Annotated in this window: 12 protein-coding genes; 10 read left to right on the top strand and 2 right to left on the bottom strand. The window is 60.7% G+C overall.

The genetic code is table 11. The annotated features are described in order from the left end of the window. The 3 genes from ACRZ9X_RS07765 to ACRZ9X_RS07755 are packed head-to-tail and all read left to right on the top strand — an operon-like array spanning position 1 to position 3,532. On the top strand, positions 1-1,029 hold the full coding sequence (locus ACRZ9X_RS07765; RefSeq protein ID WP_480517485.1) for an ABC transporter permease: 1,029 nt from the start codon (positions 1-3) through the stop codon (positions 1,027-1,029). After that, positions 1,026-2,180, top strand: coding sequence for an ABC transporter permease (locus ACRZ9X_RS07760; protein WP_480517483.1), 1,155 nt, complete (start codon positions 1,026-1,028; stop codon positions 2,178-2,180). The genes ACRZ9X_RS07765 and ACRZ9X_RS07760 overlap by 4 nt, the downstream gene beginning before the upstream one ends. Then, positions 2,177-3,532 (top strand): CoA transferase, encoded by a 1,356-nt coding sequence (locus ACRZ9X_RS07755; RefSeq protein WP_480517481.1) that lies wholly within the window; start codon positions 2,177-2,179, stop codon positions 3,530-3,532. The genes ACRZ9X_RS07760 and ACRZ9X_RS07755 overlap by 4 nt, the downstream gene beginning before the upstream one ends. A gap of 88 nt (positions 3,533-3,620) precedes the next feature. Here ACRZ9X_RS07755 and ACRZ9X_RS07750 read toward each other — a convergent pair whose 3' ends face one another. Continuing rightward, positions 3,621-6,005, bottom strand: a complete 2,385-nt coding sequence (locus ACRZ9X_RS07750) for a mechanosensitive ion channel domain-containing protein (RefSeq protein WP_480517479.1) — start codon at positions 6,003-6,005, stop codon at positions 3,621-3,623. Between the two features lie 381 nt (positions 6,006-6,386). On the opposite strand from ACRZ9X_RS07750, the gene ACRZ9X_RS07745 reads away from it, so the two are divergent. From ACRZ9X_RS07745 to ACRZ9X_RS07715, 7 genes are read left to right on the top strand one after another with little or no spacing between them, the layout of a single operon-like run. Next, positions 6,387-7,601, top strand: a complete 1,215-nt coding sequence (locus tag ACRZ9X_RS07745; protein WP_480517477.1) for a glycosyltransferase family protein — start codon at positions 6,387-6,389, stop codon at positions 7,599-7,601. Then, complete coding sequence (locus tag ACRZ9X_RS07740; RefSeq protein ID WP_480517475.1) at positions 7,598-8,845, top strand: glycosyltransferase; 1,248 nt, start codon at positions 7,598-7,600, stop codon at positions 8,843-8,845. The genes ACRZ9X_RS07745 and ACRZ9X_RS07740 overlap by 4 nt, the downstream gene beginning before the upstream one ends. Beyond that, positions 8,845-9,921, top strand: coding sequence for a glycosyltransferase family 4 protein (locus ACRZ9X_RS07735; protein ID WP_480517473.1), 1,077 nt, complete (start codon positions 8,845-8,847; stop codon positions 9,919-9,921). The genes ACRZ9X_RS07740 and ACRZ9X_RS07735 overlap by 1 nt, the downstream gene beginning before the upstream one ends. Then, a complete protein-coding gene (locus ACRZ9X_RS07730) occupies positions 9,918-10,502 on the top strand; it encodes a histidine phosphatase family protein (RefSeq protein ID WP_480517471.1) in 585 nt (194 codons plus the stop codon). The genes ACRZ9X_RS07735 and ACRZ9X_RS07730 overlap by 4 nt, the downstream gene beginning before the upstream one ends. After that, positions 10,499-11,641, top strand: a complete 1,143-nt coding sequence (locus ACRZ9X_RS07725) for a glycosyltransferase family protein (RefSeq protein ID WP_480517469.1) — start codon at positions 10,499-10,501, stop codon at positions 11,639-11,641. The genes ACRZ9X_RS07730 and ACRZ9X_RS07725 overlap by 4 nt, the downstream gene beginning before the upstream one ends. Next, a complete protein-coding gene (locus ACRZ9X_RS07720; protein ID WP_480517467.1) occupies positions 11,638-12,414 on the top strand; it encodes a polysaccharide deacetylase family protein in 777 nt (258 codons plus the stop codon). The genes ACRZ9X_RS07725 and ACRZ9X_RS07720 overlap by 4 nt, the downstream gene beginning before the upstream one ends. Then, positions 12,411-12,887 carry a class I SAM-dependent methyltransferase gene (locus tag ACRZ9X_RS07715; protein WP_480517465.1) on the top strand — a complete coding sequence of 159 codons (477 nt, stop codon included), beginning with the start codon at positions 12,411-12,413 and terminating at the stop codon, positions 12,885-12,887. The genes ACRZ9X_RS07720 and ACRZ9X_RS07715 overlap by 4 nt, the downstream gene beginning before the upstream one ends. On the opposite strand, the gene ACRZ9X_RS07710 is transcribed toward ACRZ9X_RS07715, so the two are convergent. After that, entirely contained in the window at positions 12,888-14,030 is a 1,143-nt protein-coding gene (locus ACRZ9X_RS07710) for an alpha-D-ribose 1-methylphosphonate 5-triphosphate diphosphatase (protein ID WP_480517463.1), read from the bottom strand. It lies immediately after the preceding gene. Positions 14,031-14,075: the final 45 nt, after the last annotated feature.

Here is a 14,075-nt window from a genome sequence, read left to right as displayed (position 1 = left end):
ATGATAATGCTGCGCTATGTGGTGTATCGCTTTTTCACGATGCTGCTGACGCTGCTTGTCGTGTCGATGCTGATCTTCGTGATTATCAACCTGCCACCAGGCGATTACCTCAGCAACCAGATCGCCGAATTGCAGGCGTCGGGCCAGTCTGCAGGCGTGGCCAAGGCCGAATTCCTGCGGCAGGAGTATGCGCTGGACCGCCCCATGTGGGAACAATATCTGATCTGGATGGGGTTCTGGGCCGGCCCGCATGGGTTCGAGGGGCTTATTCAGGGCAATTACGGCTGGTCCTTTGAATTTGACCGCCCGGTGGCCGAGATCGTTGGCGACACCTTGTGGCTGACCGTGGTCGTGAATCTGGCCGCCATCCTGTTTGTCTATGCCGTCGCCCTGCCCCTCGGCGTCATCGCCGCCGCGCGGTCGCGCACATGGATCGACTATACCTCGGCCTTTGTGGGTTATCTGGGTCTGGCAACACCGAACTTTCTGCTGGCGCTGATCCTGTTCTATTACGGCCACCGCTATTTCAACCTGCCCATTGGCGGCCTGATGGACCCATCTTTCGAGGGTCAGCCGATGAGTTGGGACAAGCTGAAATCCATCCTGGTGCACCTGATAGTACCAACCTTTGTCATAGGCACCTCGGGCGCTTCCGCGATGATGCAGCGACTGCGCGCCAACATGTTGGACGAACTGGGCAAACCGTATGTGGAGACTGCTATCGCCAAAGGCATGGCCCCGTCGCGGATGCTGACAAAATACCCGCTGCGCGTGGCATTCAACCCGTTCGTAGCCGATATCGGCAACCTGCTACCCTCGATGGTGTCCGGCTCGGTTCTTGTGTCGGTGGTGCTGGGCTTGCAAACCATCGGACCGACCTTGCTGACGGCGCTGAAGACGCAGGATCAGTTCCTGTCGGCCTTCATCCTGATGTTTGTGGCGCTGCTGACTCTGATCGGTACCATGATCTCTGACATCCTGCTGGTCATGCTGGACCCGCGTATTCGATACGAAGGGCGCGAAGCATGACCAAACATCCCGATGATCGCTATGTCGACGACGCGCCGTTCGATCCGCAAGCCTCGATCCAACAGCTCGAGCGCGCCGATCTGGATGCCCCCAACTGGGTGCTCGTCTGGCGCAAGTTCCGGACCCACAAGCTGGGCCTGATCTCGGGCGTCTTTCTGTTGCTGTGCTACCTGATGCTGCCTTTTGCCGGATTCATTGCGCCCTACGGCCCAAATGACCGGAACGGAGAGCACCTGTATGCACCGCCGCAATCCATCAACTGGTTCCACCAAGGCGAATTCATCGGCCCCTATGTTTATCCCATCGTAGCCGAGGCCGATCTGGAAACGTTTCAGTGGAAATTCGTCCCCGACACCGAAGACCCGCGCCCGATCAAATTCTTTTGCGAAGGATCCGAGTACAAACTCGCAGGGTTGATCAAATCCGACACTCACATGTTCTGCGCCCCTGATGGGGCCACGCTGTTTCTATGGGGGTCCGACCGTCTGGGCCGCGATGTGTTCAGCCGCATCCTCTACGGGGCACAACTGTCGCTGACCGTGGGCCTGATCGGCATTTCCGTGTCTTTCTTTCTGGGCATTCTCTTTGGATCAATGGCCGGATATTTCGGCGGCAAGATCGACTGGGTTATCAACCGCGTGATCGAAATCCTGCGCTCTCTGCCGGAACTGCCTCTGTGGCTCGCTCTCTCAGCCGCCGTGCCCTCAAACTGGAGTCCGGTTGCAGTTTTCTTCATTATTTCGATCATTCTGGGCATTCTCGACTGGCCCGGCCTCGCCCGATCCGTGCGCGCCAAATTCCTGTCCCTGCGCGAGGAAGAATATGTGCGTGCAGCCGAAATGATGGGCGCAAGCTCGGGCCGGGTGATCCGTAAGCACCTGTTGCCGAATTTCATGTCGCACCTGATCGCCTCGGCCACCCTGTCAATCCCGGCCATGATCCTCGGAGAAACCGCGCTCAGCTTCCTTGGGCTTGGCCTGCGCGCCCCGGCGGTCAGCTGGGGGGTGATGCTGAACGACGCGCAGAACCTCGCCTCGATCGAGATTTACCCGTGGACCGCGATCCCGATGCTGCCGATCATCGTGGTGGTTCTGGCGTTCAACTTCCTGGGTGACGGGCTACGCGACAGCCTGGACCCTTATCAGCAATGAGCCTGCTCTCGGCCCTTCCGGCGACAGACAGTTACCAGACACATGGCTCGGGCGCTTTGCCCAGCGCATTTGCGGTGTCCAAGCTTGCCACAGCAAGTTTCGCCGCTGTCGGGCAAGAGCTGGCGCGCTTTATGGGGGCCACGGGGCTTGCGCCTTTATCCCCCGAAGTTTCGGTCGATCACCGTCTGGCGTCGCTGTGGTATGGGCATTCCTTCAAGCCCGATGGGTGGGAAATGCCCAATCTGTGGGATGCGGTCGCGGGCGATTACAGGGCGTCAGACGGTTGGATTCGCCTGCACACCAACCTGCCACACCACAGAGCGGCAGCCTTGAAAGTGCTGGGCGTCGCAACAAGCAGAGATGCAGTTGCCGCAGCCGTACAGAGCCACACTATCGCAGCACTTGAAGCGGCCATTGTCGGCGAAGGTGGCGTTGCCGCCGCGATGCGCAGCCGCGCAGACTGGCTGGACCATCCACAGGGGCGCGCTGTTTCGCGTGACCCGCTGATTGGTTGGACCCATCCGCGCCAGATCACCTTGCGTGACCGGCCTCAGGCTACCGCGGCGCGCCCTCTGGCCGGTTTACGCGTGCTTGACCTGACCCGCGTTCTGGCGGGCCCGGTCTCAACACGTACCTTGGCCGGGTTCGGGGCCGAGGTCCTGCGCATCGACCCGCCCGGCTGGGACGAGCCCGGCGTGATCCCTGAAATCTCGCTTGGCAAACACTGCGCCTATCTGGACCTGAAAGCCTCCAACGGGCTTGATCTGCTGAAACAGCTTCTGTCGCAGGCGGATGTGTTTGTACATGGGTATCGCCCCGGCGCATTGGACGCGTTGGGTCTGGACCTGAACACCCGCGATGCGCTTGCACCCAACCGGGTCGAGGTGACGCTGGATGCCTATGGCTGGCAAGGCCCATGGGCGACGCGGCGCGGTTTTGACAGCCTTGTGCAAATGAGTACCGGAATAGCCGATGCTGGCCGCGCATGGGCCAGGACAGACAAACCGGCGCCCCTGCCCGTGCAGGCGCTGGATCATGCCACCGGTTACCTGATGGCGGCAAGTGTGCTGTCTGCGCTGGCAACGGCCGCCGCCGGATCGCCCATTATGCTGGCCCGCCTGTCTCTGTCCCGCACTGCCGAGTTGCTAGCCGCCTTGGGCAAGACAGATGACGACGCGCAAACCATCGAAGCCGGGCCCGAAGACTATTCCGAGGCGTGCGAACAATCCGATTGGGGCGCCGGCCACCGGTTGAAACCTGCGCTAAAGGTCGGTTCAACCGCGATGTCGTGGCCTTCGCCTGCGTCTAAACTGGGCACATCCCGACCCTGCTGGAGCGGTACAGCCGCCTAGCACCTCCGCCGCGCGGAACGCGCGGCCCGGCCCAACGCTTTGGATGGTGTCGCGTCAGCGACGCAGGCCAAAGCGGCGGGAGAACGCCCTAGCGGTCATCCCCTCCGGGTCCGATATCGTCCAGATAATCCTCGTCAATGGCAGCCTGAACAGCGCCTGTTACCGCTTCGCGCTGCTTGGGTGTCAGGTCTTCACTGTCCTTGTCATCCGCCAGCCGCACTGTCACCTCGCGGTGCGCAAAGCGGATGCCTTCGCGCGCAAACAATTCCCGGATGTCCTGATACACCTTCTTGCGCACCAGCCACTGATCCCCCGGTTTGGTCATGAACTTCACCCGGATGATCATGGCGGAATCCTGCATCTCGATCACACCCTGAGATTTCAATGGCTGGATGAAATTGTCCCCGATCACCGGATCGCTCAGCAGCTCCTGCCCCAGCTTCTTGATCAGCTTGCGCACTTTCTCGACATCGGTGTCATAGGTCACACGCAAGGGCAACTTCATGATCACCCAGTCACGGGAATAGTTGGTCAGCACCTTGATCTCACCAAACGGGATCGTATTCAGCGCCCCAAGATGGTGACGCAATTGGAACGAGCGGACCGAGATCTTTTCGACCGTTCCCTTCACATCCCCGATGTCGATATATTCGCCCTTCCGGAAAGCGTCATCCATCAGGAAGAACGCGCCGGAAAAGATGTCGCGCACCAGCGTTTGCGACCCGAAACCAACCGCCAGACCCACGACACCCGCGCCCGCAAACAGCGGGCTGACATTGATACCCAGCTCCATCAGCACGATCAGTACGATGGTCACGACAACCACAGCCAGGATCGCCCCGCGGAACAAGGGCAACAGGGTCGCCAGACGGCTCTGCCCGCCTTCTCCGCCTTCGTCGCCCAACTCTGCATCGCCTGCGGCGTCCTCGGTTTCTTCCGCGATCTTGGTATCGATCCAGATTCGGAAGAAATGAAACAGGATATAGCCGATGAACAGGATCACCATCACATCCAGCGCACGCTCAATCGGCAGGTCTTCGCTCCAGCTTGCCTCGGGGTTCCAGATCACCGCCAAAGCGTAAAGCCCCACGACAAACGCCAGAATACCCGCGACCCGGCGCGCCAGATCTTCATAGGTCAGAATGGTGTATTTGCGTTTCTCGGCCTCAGGTGTTTCAACCGGCTCTTCTGTGCGTTCGATATCTTCGTCAGCCTCGGCATTGATTTCTTCGATCTGACGGTTCCGGTCAAAATAGCGCTCCAGCAGATAGTTCATCGCGCCATAAGCGACGACCACCGACATGAAGATTGCATAGCTGCTGGCCACAATCGGAACCGAGTTCTGGTTTTCCAGCACCAGATCAACCGCCAGCTTGAACCAGCTGAACACCATATAAATCACCAGGACCGGCGCCCAGGCGAACGAGATGAACTTGAGGATCCATGACACCTGGTCCGGGGTCCGTCCACCACGAACCGCGTTTGATATGGCGCGGGCGTTGAACAGGATCATCAGCACATTTCCGATCGCTCCGAACATGGTCAGCCCGCCATAAACCAGCGCGTAAACGTTGTAGTTCAGGCCGAAATCAGCAACCCATGTGGCAAAAAGCACGACCGAAATATCGTAAGTCGCCAGCGCAGACGCCCAAACATATAACCGTTTTGCATTGCGGTCCGAAAAAGGCGGCAGTCGGTATTGACTGAGATAGGGCGACAACACCATACGCCACAAATCCGAAACCGTTCGCGACAGAAAAAACGCGGTGAAAATCGCTGTGACCGTGAATTGGATCGAGATCTCTTCGGCCTCTCCGAAAAAGATGTATCCCACGATCAGCGCCATCAGCATGGCAAATATCGTTGCGCCGATCCCCATCAGGAACCTGAACACAAGGAAGGGCATCTTTTCACGATACCCTTGCGGATTTTCCTTGGTGCGTGCCACCACAACCCTTCGGGCGATACGCTTGCCATAGATTTCAATGGACAGCCAACGCCCCAGCAGCAGAAACAGAACGTTCCAGAACAGGACCTCGACATAGGTCTGAATGCGACCATCCGGGCTGGTCTGGCGCAGGACATACTGCACCTCGAATATGGAATAGGGCAAAGCCTCTAGCCGCGATTCCAGCGACTCGCGAAATTTCGAGAACCGCTCCTGCGCCTTCATCAGTTGCGAGCCCTGGGCCATGGGATCGACCGCTTCGCCCGCCGCGTTTGCACCACCCGCATTTGCCCCGGACGAAACGATCTGCCCGGTGCTGTCAATTACGATGACGCTGGCACCGGCCTCGGTCGCCGATCGGATGGCATCGGCAAGGTCTCCGTCGGTTTGGGATGTGTCATCTTCGGTACTGGTTCCGGTGGTATATCCGGGGATAAGCGAGGTTTGCGCCGCGGCCCCGATCGTCAGGGTCAGCATGGCGAGCCAAAACCCGAAGAACAGGCCAGCAAAAAGTTTCGTATTCATAGGGCACAGCATCCAGTTCGCAGATGCCGCTCAGCCTATAGAACCTCGGGGGGCTGTTCAAATCCTGGCCGCGCACGTGCGCAACAAGCCCGTCGTCTTGTGGTGCGGTTGCAATGGTGAGTACAAACTGTTTTCAATCCTACAGAAATTGAATATGACTCGTGCAGGGACACAACTGGTCTCGGGGCACCTTCAGTTAATGATTGAACGACGGCGTCAGGTTTGGCCGCCGGTTTGCCTTCCGGGAAAAGAATGTTGCCAAATCGCAATGATTGGCGCATTTGCACGCTCAGGCTGCGCCTTTGGCAAGCAGGGGCGACAAAAAATCGATAACCGGTGCAAAAGCGCGGATTTGCACCGAAACCTGAAACGGGCGAAGGCATGAGCCTAGGAATAAACAAAGAAAAACACGGCCGCGCGCCGCGCATTCTGTTCTACAGCCACGATACATTCGGCCTGGGTCACCTGCGCCGATCCCGTGCCCTTGCGGCGGCAATCACGGAAGCGGACCAAAGTGCCTCGGCACTGATCCTGACCGGATCGCCGGTGGCGGGCCGCTTCACCTTTCCGCGCCGCGTCGACCATGTGCGCCTGCCGGGTGTGACCAAGCGGGCAGACGGAACCTACGCCGCCCGCACCTTCGGGATGGAAATTGACGAGGTCACCGAGCTGCGCGCAAGTTTGATCCAGACCTCGGTCGAACAATTCGACCCCGATGTCCTGATCGTCGACAAGGAACCAACGGGCTTTCGGGGCGAGCTGCTGCCGACGCTGGAATATCTGGAAAACTCGTGCAGCACCAAGCTGGTCCTGGGCCTGCGCGATGTGCTGGACGAACCCGAGGTTCTGGCCGCCGAGTGGGAACGTAAAGAAGCCACCGCGGCGACCGAGCGATTCTATGACGAAATTTGGGTCTACGGCCTGTATTCGGTCTATGATCCGACCAAGGGGTTGCCGCTGAGCGCTGCGACGCAAAAGCGTATCCACTGGACAGGGTATCTGCGCCGCGATCTGGGGCCACTCGGTGAACCGCCAGAGCAGCCCTATATCCTGATCACGCCCGGCGGTGGCGGGGATGGCAAGGCGATGGTCAACCTTGTGCTCTCGGCTTATGAAAAAGACCCTGATCTGAAGCCACGGGCGGTTCTGGTCTATGGGCCATTTCTTGCTGGCGAATTGCGCGACGAATTCGAAGCGCGAGTGGCGGCGTTGAATGGCCGGGTCACGGCGGTGGGTTTTGAATCCCAGATCGAGACCCTGTTTGCGGGGGCCTCGGGCGTGGTCTGCATGGGGGGTTACAACACGTTTTGCGAGGTGTTGTCCTTTGACAAACGCGCCGTGATCGTCCCGCGAACGACGCCCCGTCTGGAACAGTGGATTCGCGCCTCGCGCGCGGAAGACCTCGGGCTGGTGCGTATGCTGGATGAACATCGCGATGGCTGGACCACGGATGCGATGATCCGGGCGATCCGAGACCTGCCGCAGCAACGCCTGCCCTCGCAAGCCATCGAGGACGGGTTGCTGGACGGGCTGGACTATGTCACCCGGCGGGTGGACGCGTTACTAAGCGGTCAGCCCAAACGGGCCATTGGATGACAGCGGACGGCCCGAAGCTGGCGGTTCTGGTCAAGGGCTGGCCACGCCTGTCCGAGACATTCATCGCGCAGGAACTGGTCGCCTTGCAGGATGCGGGTATCAGGTTTGACATCTGGTCCCTGCGCCACCCCACCGATGTCAAACGGCACCCTCTGCATGACCGGTTTCAGGGGCTGGTGCATTACCTTCCCGAATACCTCTACGAAGACCCCGAACGCGTTTGGGCTGCGCGCGCGGTCGCCCGCACCTTGCCGGGCTATGCGCGGGCTTATGACATCTGGCGCGCTGATCTGCGTCGAGATACCACCCGTAATCGCATCCGGCGGTTTGGTCAGGCCTGTGTTCTGGCGGCTGAACTGCCCGAAGACACGCGCGCGCTTTACGCTCATTTCCTGCACACCCCCTCGTCGGTCGCGCGCTATGCTGCAATCATGCGCGGCCTTCCTTGGAGTTTTTCGGCCCATGCCAAGGACATCTGGACATCTCCGGATTGGGAAATTCGCGAAAAGCTGCAGCTCGACACCCATGGCGCAGCGTTCGGCGCGACCTGCACGGCCGTCGGAGCCGCACATTTGCAGGGATTGGCAGACACGCCGGATCGCGTCGAGCTGATCTATCACGGGCTGGACCTTTCGCGGTTTCCCACGCCTCCTCAGCGTGAAACCCGCACGGCACATGATCCGTTCCACATGGTTTCAGTCGGACGTCTGGTCGAAAAGAAGGGCTTTGACCGGCTGCTGCTGGCATTTGCGCAGTTGCCGCCGCGGCTGAACTGGCACTGGACCCATATTGGCGGTGGCACTCTGGAGGCCCGGTTGAAAGCTCATGCGGCCGAGCTGGGCTTTGACGACCGCATCACGTGGAAAGGCGCCTGCGATCAGCCCGAGGTGATTGATCAGATGCGCCGGGCCGATCTGTTCGTCTTGCCCAGCCGTATCGCGGCGGATGGTGATCGTGATGGGCTGCCCAATGTGCTGATGGAGGCCGCGTCGCAGTACCTGCCGATCCTGTCCACTCCGGTTTCTGCGATACCCGAATTCATCGAAAACGGCAGGCATGGCGTGCTGGCCGCCGACGATCCGGCTGCGCTGGCCTCGGCTATCACCTCAATTGCCGACACGCCGGAAAGCGCCGCCCAAATGGCTGCTGCCGCCTATGAGCGACTGATTGCAGAGTTTCGGATGGAGCCCGGTATCGGTCGATTGTCCGAAAAGCTGAATGCCTTGTTCAAGGACACACCCTGATGGTGCGGGTGGCCTTTTACGCGCCGATGAAGTCGCCGAACAGTTCCACACCCTCGGGCGACCGCGAGATGGCGCGCAACCTGATGGCGGCCATCGGCGCGCGCGGCGACACGGTCGAGCTTGTCTCGCATCTGAGGATCTTCGACAAATCGGGAGATCCCCCGCTGCAAAGTGCTCTACGCGGCATGGCCCGGGTCGAAACGGATCGCCTGATTTCGGAGCTTCCGGAGGATACGGCGCTTTGGGTCACCTATCACAACTACTACAAAGCGCCCGACCTGATCGGGCCCTGGGTCTGTCAGGCCCGTGCCATACCCTATGTCCAACTGGAAAGTACCCGGGCCACCTCGCGCCTTTCGGGGCCATGGGCAGGATTTGCCCGGGACGCGCACCGGGCCTGCGACGCCGCGAAGATCATCTTCTACCACACTGCCAATGATCTGATCACGCTGAAGCGCGAGCGGTATCGCGACCAGTCCCTGATAGAACTGCCGCCCTTTCTTCCGATGACCGCGCTTCCCATCGCATCCGATTGTGCCGGTCCGATGCTGGCCGTTGGTATGATGCGGCCCGGGGACAAGCTGGCCTCGTACCGCATTCTATCCGACGCGCTGCATCACCTCCCCGGCGATTGGAGCCTGAACATCGCAGGCGATGGTCCCGCGCGGGCCGAGGTCGAGGCCCTGATGACCCCGCACGGCACGCGCGTCCGTTTTCTGGGTCAACTGGATCGCGAAACGCTGCGGGGCGTCTATCAAAACGCGTCAGTGTTTGTCTGGCCCGGGGTGAATGAAGCGTATGGGATGGTCTACCTCGAAGCTCAGGCGCATGGGTTGCCCGTTGTTGCTCAGGATCGCCCCGGTGTGTGCGACGTCCTGCTGCCGTCGGACTACCCATCGGTCGATGATGGCCCGACAGGCTTGGCGCGGCACCTGCAGCATTTTCTGTCAGACCAAACATTGCGACAGCGGACAGGTGCCCGCGCGCGTGAATATGTGAAGAACCGGCATCTGAGTCCCGCCGCGACCGATTGTTTTTGGGGCGCGGTGTCCGGAATTGTGAGTGCAGGCCGATGAGTAAACTGGCGCTTCTTCGGCATGGCCATACCCATTGGAACCGCGCGGGCCGCATTCAGGGTCGCAGCGATATTCCGCTGGATAACGAAGCACGTGCACAACTTGCGGGACTGCGGCTGCCACCCCCCTGGGATCAGGCCGCGCTATGGTCAAGCCCTCTGCGCCGGGCGGCTGAAACCGCGCAACTGGTATCCGGTCGAACACCGCGGGCACATACCGCCCTGACCGAGATGAACTGGGGCGATTGGGAAGGCCTGCGCGGCGCAGACCTGCTGAACCAGCGCGGCAGCGGGTTTCGCCATATCGAGGATTGGGGTTGGGACTATCGCCCGCCCAACGGAGAAAGTCCGGCCGAGGTCTGGACGCGTCTGCATCCCTGGCTGTCTGATCTGGATGGGAACAATCTGGCCGTCTGCCATATCGGGATTATGCGGGTCATTCTGGCCAAAGCGACCGGGTGGAATTTCTCGGGGCACGCGCCGTTCAAAATCAAGCGAAACCGGTTGTATATCATAGACCTGACTGGCATGTGCGCTGAAACTGATCCTATTCGCCTGCTGCCCCGGGAAGGTTCCGCATGAAGGTCATGATCGTTGTAACGCATCTGTTGGGCACGGGCCATCTGAGTCGGGCCCTGACGCTCGGGCGTGCGTTCAGTGACCGGGGGCACGAGGTGCTTGTGGTCTCGGGCGGCATGCCTGCGCCGCAACTGAACGCGGACGGCCTGACAATGTTGGGTCTGCCGCCACTTCGATCGGATGGAACGGATTTCACACGGTTTCTGGATCAGAATGACACCGTCGCAGGCCCCGAATACTTTGCCGCGCGCGGCGTGGCGCTGGTGCAGGCTGTCCAGAGCTTTCAGCCGCATGCGCTGATCACCGAGTTGTTTCCGTTTGGCCGACGTGCGTTGACGGACGAATTCCTTGCCCTGTTGGAAGCAGCGCGGGACTTGCCCCGCAGACCCGTCATCCTCAGCTCGATCCGGGATATTCTGGCTCCACCTTCCAAACCCGCCAAGGCCGCTCGTGCCGCTGAGATTGTCGCCGCCTTCTATGACGGGGTTCTGGTGCATTCCGACCCGGACATCACACCGCTGACGATCAGTTGGCCGGTTTCCGAGCAACTGGCGGGGCGGCTTCACTATACCGGATTTGTCGCCGCACCGGCGGCCGAGCCTCATCCGGATGCGGTTGGGCAGGATGAAATCATCGTGAGTGCGGGCGGCGGTTCGGTCGGGCAGCCGATCTTTCGCGCGGCCATCGAGGCCGCCCAAAAGATGACCAACAGGCGCTGGCGCCTTTTGGTCGGCGGTCAGGACGCGGCAGCGCGTATCTCGGAACTGTCAAAACTGGACACACGCACGCGCGCCACGATTGAGCCCGTACGCCCGGACTTTCGCCAGATGCTGCCCCTGGCGGCGGCTTCAGTCAGTATGTGCGGATACAACACCGCCATGGACCTGCTGCAAAGCGGCACCCCGGCCGTTCTGATCCCCTTCGATGACGGAAAAGAAGTCGAACAGGGTCTGCGCGGCCAAAGCCTGTCGCAGATGCCCGGGATCGAGATACTGCGCAGCACTGACCTGAGCGGCGCAACCTTGGTAAAAGCGCTAACACGAGTTCTTGAAAGTGACCGGCGCGCGCCCCTGACCGAAGGTTTTGACGGGGCAAACCGGGCAGTCGAGATCACCGAAACACTCTGGGACAGACGGCAATGAAAGCGGACTGGCAACCCTTGGACACAGAGCTCGCCCGCTGGCAAGCCGACGGGTTAAGCCTGCCGCTGTGGTGGCGGGATGACGATGCGGTCGCGGTTACGCCGCAGCTGGACCGATTGACAATGCTTACCGAAAAAGTCGGACTGCCGGTCCATCTTGCAGTCATACCCCGCGATGCGCAGGCCCCGCTGGCTGGCTATGTTCGGGCGACCCCATCATTGATACCGGTCGTTCATGGTTGGGCGCATGAGAACCACGCGCCCGCAGGGGAAAAGAAGTCCGAATTCGGCCTCCACCGCCCCATCGACACGATACTGTATGATGCCCAATCCGGACTTAGCCACTTGCAAGAGATGTTTGGGTCCCATCTGCGTACCGTTTTTGTGCCACCCTGGAACCGGATCGCGCCCGAGGTGATCGTGCATTTGTCCGGCATCGGCTTTGACATCCTGTCAACCGCGACCCCTCGGAAGGCCACAATGGCGGCACCGGGACTGGCGCAGGTCAACACCCATCTGGACCCAATCGACTGGCGCGGAACACGCGGCCTGGTGTCGCCGGATACGCTGATCATCCGCACCGCCGAATTGCTGCGAAACCGGCGCGAAGGACACACCGACAACGCCGAGGCCTTTGGCATTCTGACCCACCATCTGGTCCACGACGAAGAGATCTGGACCTTCACCCACAACTTGCTGCACAAGCTTCTGGACGGGCCCGGTGTCATCTGGACAGCGCCGCAAACCAAAAAACCCGAGGAGAGCCCGAAATGAGCCGACTGGATTCCATGCTGCGCCGCCTGACCGCGCAACGCGATGGCCTGAACTGGGCCGCGCTGCAGATCGACGGGCAAGACGGTGACGTTCTGGACATGGGATTGGGCAACGGCCGCACCTACGATCATCTGCGGGAAATCCTGCCAAACCGCCGCATTTGGGTAATGGATCGCGTATTACAATGCCACCCCGACAGCACTCCGCCCGCCGAGGATTTCCTGCAGGGCGAGGCGGAACCGATGCTACAGCGTCTGGCGGAAGCCGGGCAAACCATCGCCTTGGCGCATTACGATTTCGGACGCGGCATCAAACAGGAAGATGTGGCCGAGGCCGCCCGTCTCAGTCCGCTGATCGCCCGCGTCATGCGCCCCGGCGGTCTGTTGATCTCGGGCCAGCCATTGGAAGGCTTCGATCAGATCGAAGGGCCGGACACCATCGCGCCCGACCGTTATCTGTTCTATCGCGCCTGATCAGGCGACACGTCGCCCGCGCGACCACACCGCCCTGAGCGCCGGAACTCCGGCCCCCATACCAAACCTGATCAGATCCGCGCGCGCGCCCGCCCTGATCTCGCCCCGATCCTTCAGCCCGGCAGCAACCGCAGGGGTCAACGTCACCGTTTTCATACCACGCGCCAAGTTGCCCCACATCTCACCCAGCTTCAGCGCAGACAGCAGCAGCGCTGCCGGCACATAATCCGAGGACAAGATGTCGAGGTGACCCATCCCGGCAAGTTCATGCGCAGCGACATTCCCCGAATGTGATCCGCCCCGGATCAGGTTCGGCGCCCCCATGATGACCTTGATGTCATGCTTGTGGCAGGCCCGCGCCGCCTCGACCGTGGTCGGGAATTCCGCCAGCCGGATACCATGTCCGGCAGACACACTCACCTGTTCTTCGGTCGTGTCGTCGTGACTGGCCAAAACCGCACCAAACCGACGCGCTGCCTTGACGGCTTCGACCTCGTGCCTGTCGCCGTTGCGATCCCGCAACTGTCTGAGATGCGCGACATGTTGCAGGAACGTATCATCGTCCATCGCATGCTTGCCCTTCATGAATGCTTCGAGCTTCGCCATATCCCGAAACTGACGCTGCCCCGGCGTGTGGTCCATCAGCGAGAGCAATCCTACCCGGTCTTCCGGTTCAAATTCATCCAGTTCCTCAACCAGCGTTTCCGAGCAAACTTCAGCCCGAAGATGCAGGAAATGGCTGATCTTCAGCGCATCCTGTTCGCGCAATTGCCACAGCTCGCGGGACAAGCCCCGCGCGTATCTGTGATAGCGCCCGGCACCGTCCGGGATCGACCCGACGCGCATGGCGTCGAAAACGGTTGTGATACCGGTGCTGGCCAGTTCGGCGTCATGGGCGATGATGGCCGCCGCATGAGGCCAATCCACCTTGGGGCGAGGCTGAATATGTCGCTCCAGATTATCGGTGTGCAGCTCGACCAGACCCGGGCAGACGTATTCGCCACCGCAATCCACCGCGCCCCTCGGAACTGCCGAACCGGTGCCCATGTCGGCGATGACCTCTCCTACGATCCGGACATTGCCGGTGATGGTCTCGTCGGGCAGGACGAGCGTGGCATTGGCAAGGATCACTTCTTCTGTCATCTGAACCTCACGCGGTTTGAGCTGTTGGGAAGGCCACGCACAGGA

This window comes from Ruegeria sp. AL1 (genome assembly GCF_056540905.1).
The sequence above is the reverse complement of the archived record's forward strand: the minus strand, read 5'-3'. Positions and strand labels throughout refer to the sequence as shown.

Coding starts and splice junctions, on each gene's coding strand:
- ACRZ9X_RS07735 (WP_480517473.1), top strand. CDS start 8,845: ATGGTGCGGGTGGCCTTTTACGCGCCGATGAAGTCGCCGAACAGTTCC.
- ACRZ9X_RS07720 (WP_480517467.1), top strand. CDS start 11,638: ATGAAAGCGGACTGGCAACCCTTGGACACAGAGCTCGCCCGCTGGCAA.
- ACRZ9X_RS07725 (WP_480517469.1), top strand. CDS start 10,499: ATGAAGGTCATGATCGTTGTAACGCATCTGTTGGGCACGGGCCATCTG.
- ACRZ9X_RS07740 (WP_480517475.1), top strand. CDS start 7,598: ATGACAGCGGACGGCCCGAAGCTGGCGGTTCTGGTCAAGGGCTGGCCA.
- ACRZ9X_RS07710 (WP_480517463.1), bottom strand. CDS start 14,030: ATGACAGAAGAAGTGATCCTTGCCAATGCCACGCTCGTCCTGCCCGAC.
- ACRZ9X_RS07745 (WP_480517477.1), top strand. CDS start 6,387: ATGAGCCTAGGAATAAACAAAGAAAAACACGGCCGCGCGCCGCGCATT.
- ACRZ9X_RS07765 (WP_480517485.1), top strand. CDS start 1: ATGATAATGCTGCGCTATGTGGTGTATCGCTTTTTCACGATGCTGCTG.
- ACRZ9X_RS07755 (WP_480517481.1), top strand. CDS start 2,177: ATGAGCCTGCTCTCGGCCCTTCCGGCGACAGACAGTTACCAGACACAT.
- ACRZ9X_RS07750 (WP_480517479.1), bottom strand. CDS start 6,005: ATGAATACGAAACTTTTTGCTGGCCTGTTCTTCGGGTTTTGGCTCGCC.
- ACRZ9X_RS07715 (WP_480517465.1), top strand. CDS start 12,411: ATGAGCCGACTGGATTCCATGCTGCGCCGCCTGACCGCGCAACGCGAT.
- ACRZ9X_RS07730 (WP_480517471.1), top strand. CDS start 9,918: ATGAGTAAACTGGCGCTTCTTCGGCATGGCCATACCCATTGGAACCGC.
- ACRZ9X_RS07760 (WP_480517483.1), top strand. CDS start 1,026: ATGACCAAACATCCCGATGATCGCTATGTCGACGACGCGCCGTTCGAT.